The sequence below is a fragment of the Pseudoalteromonas sp. MIP2626 genome, from assembly GCF_013414205.1.
Lineage (GTDB): Bacteria > Pseudomonadota > Gammaproteobacteria > Enterobacterales > Alteromonadaceae > Pseudoalteromonas > Pseudoalteromonas nigrifaciens.
In genome coordinates this window covers 1-2,622 of sequence record NZ_JAATTW010000096.1, presented here as the reverse complement: position 1 = coordinate 2,622, position 2,622 = coordinate 1, and the positions used below count along the sequence as shown (strand labels likewise).

Below are 2,622 nucleotides of genomic sequence, written 5' to 3'. Positions count from 1 at the left end.
GAACTAAGCTTGGCTGTTAGAACTCAATCTGTACGAGTGCCCACACAGATGATTGCTTTATATTGTTAAAGAACGTTTTGAGTCGCTTTAGCGTCTCAAGGGATGCGTATAATACATCCTTTATTTTTCGAGTCAACACTTTGTTTTAAACTTTCTTTTTGGAAGATTTAAAACCGAAGTTTTATTTAACTCTCTGAGTAGTTCGCGTCTCGCTAGGCGTTGACGTTTCCCGTCTCAGTGGGGTCGCATTATAGGGAGCCGCAGATTTTACGCAAGCGTTTTTATCGCCTTTTTTGCATTTAATTTTTACCCCAAAGATACACAAGCCAGACCCACAGGTTACCCACAAAAGCCTGTGGACAAGTCATTTTTTTACCTCGATTACTAAACTATTTCTCAAGCTTATGCTAAGTTGCGCGACAGATTTAAACTCGTTGATTAGGCAAATAGCATGACAGATATAATAAACAGTATAAGCAGCCTCTTATGGGGCCATGTTTTAGTATACTTATTAATAGCAGCAGGGCTGTTTTTCACCATTCGCCTTCGCTTTATTCAATTTGTACAGTTTCCTCACATGATAAAAGTGATGTTTTTGAGTCGTAGAGGTTCAGGCGATGGCATCTCTTCATTCCAAGCCTTTTGTACTTCACTCGCAGCGCGTGTTGGTACTGGTAATATGGCAGGTGTTGCAGTTGCACTTTATTTAGGTGGTGCTGGGGCTATTTTTTGGATGTGGCTTATTGCTTTAATTGGTATGGCGACTAGTTTTGCCGAGAGCACATTAGCGCAAGCTTATAAAACGCGTGATGAACAGGGGAACTTTCGTGGTGGCCCTGCTTATTATATGGAATATGGTTTAGGTAAGCGCTGGATGGGCGTTATTTTTTCACTGTGTTTAATATTAGCGTTTGGTTTTGTATTTAACGCAGTGCAATCAAACTCTATTGCAGCTGCATTTAAAGTCGCTTTTGATATTCCGAACTATGTAGTAGGTATTGCTTTAGTTATTGGCTCTGGGATCATTATTTTTGGCGGTTTAAAAACTATTTCTCGATTTGCAGAAATGGTAGTGCCTTTTATGGCTCTTGCTTATTTACTAGTGGCTTTGTACGTTTGTGCTTTAAATTACTCTGAGCTACCTGGTGTTTTTATGCATGTTATAAATAGTGCATTTGGCATTGAGCAAGCAGGCGCAGGCGCAATTGGCTACGGCGTTATGCAAGCGATGATTCAAGGCATTAAACGTGGCTTGTTCTCAAACGAAGCGGGTATGGGTAGCGCTGCTAACGCAGCTGCAACAGCAACACCTAACCCTCCCCACCCTGCTTCACAAGGGTATGTGCAAATGTTAGGCGTTTTTGTTGATACTATTGTAATTTGTAGCGCTACTGCGGCATTAATTTTATTATCACAACAACTTACTGCTGGCTCTGGTTTAACGGGCATAGCTTTAACTCAAGCAGCACTTGAGGAGCATGTAGGTAGCTGGGGTGCAATATTCGTTGCGATTGCTATTTTATTCTTTGCTTTCACATCTATTGTTGCTAATTACTCTTATGCAGAAACAAATTTATTATTTTTAGAGCATAACCATGCATACGGCATGTTGATTTTTAGATTGTTAGTATTAGGTATGGTGATGTTTGGCGCTATGGGTGAGCTACCATTAGTGTGGACTTTAGCTGATATATCTATGGGGTTAATGGCTATTGTGAACGTTATAGCATTATTTATGTTGTCAGGCGTAGTTGTTTGGCTTGCTAAAGACTACAACACGCAACGTCGTGCTGGGAAGTTACCAACCTTCGATCCAACTAAAAATAAGCATCTTGATAAAACAATTCCAAAAGGGATTTGGCATAAGTAATTATAGCTAATATTGGTTAAATTAAAGGGAAGCTATATTGCTTCCCTTTTTTTGCTTTTAAAACACACCCATTACTGGTTCGCTTTTACATACCTAATTACGCTTCACTCTACACCTTCGTACAATAACCTAAGCCTCAGAGACGCATGAGACCTAACCTCCCCCTCTAAACTTAGTAACGATGATCTGGCGATTTAAATGGTAACGCTTTGCCGATTACTTATTGCTAACGCCTAGTAATCGCTACTCATGGTAAGCATTTAGTTTTGCATTGTAATACGTTCTCATGCGGTAAATACAAAACCCTATACTAGTGTATAGAGTCCTCATGTTTTGATTAGTATTCTAACTAGATGAAGTGTAGCCATGTAGCTAAGCGCTGCGGCGTTATTTCGTTACGGGATCTTTGGCATTATCAGCAAGTGTGGCTATTTAAATACGTGTAATAACAATAAATAGCTAATTGCTTAATTGGAAATACTTATTTAGGTAAGGCTGTAGACTTTAAGATATAAATAAGCACTGAATCTAGCGTTATTTAAGGTAACTATTCACTTAACAGACTGGGTTTTATTGTAGTAACAAGATGTGTAGTTTTATTATAACGAATTGATGCGTAAATACTGACTAATGTTATTGCCAGCTTATAGCATTGTTATAAGTAGTAATAGCAAGAAAGTGGTGCCCGAGGCCGGAATTGAACCGGCACGACTTGTTAGTCGAGGGATTTTAAATCCCTTGTGTCTACCAAT

The 2,622-nt window shown here is 39.2% G+C and carries 1 protein-coding gene; it reads left to right on the top strand.

All coding sequences use genetic code 11. The features are described from left to right. Positions 1-451: 451 nt before the first annotated feature. Positions 452-1,870: a sodium:alanine symporter family protein gene (locus tag HC000_RS18090; protein WP_011328579.1), complete on the top strand. Its 1,419-nt coding sequence runs from the start codon at positions 452-454 to the stop codon at positions 1,868-1,870. Positions 1,871-2,622: the final 752 nt, after the last annotated feature.

Excerpts from the sequence above, each read along its gene's own strand:
- HC000_RS18090 (WP_011328579.1), top strand. The coding sequence starts at position 452 with ATGACAGATATAATAAACAGTATAAGCAGCCTCTTATGGGGCCATGTT.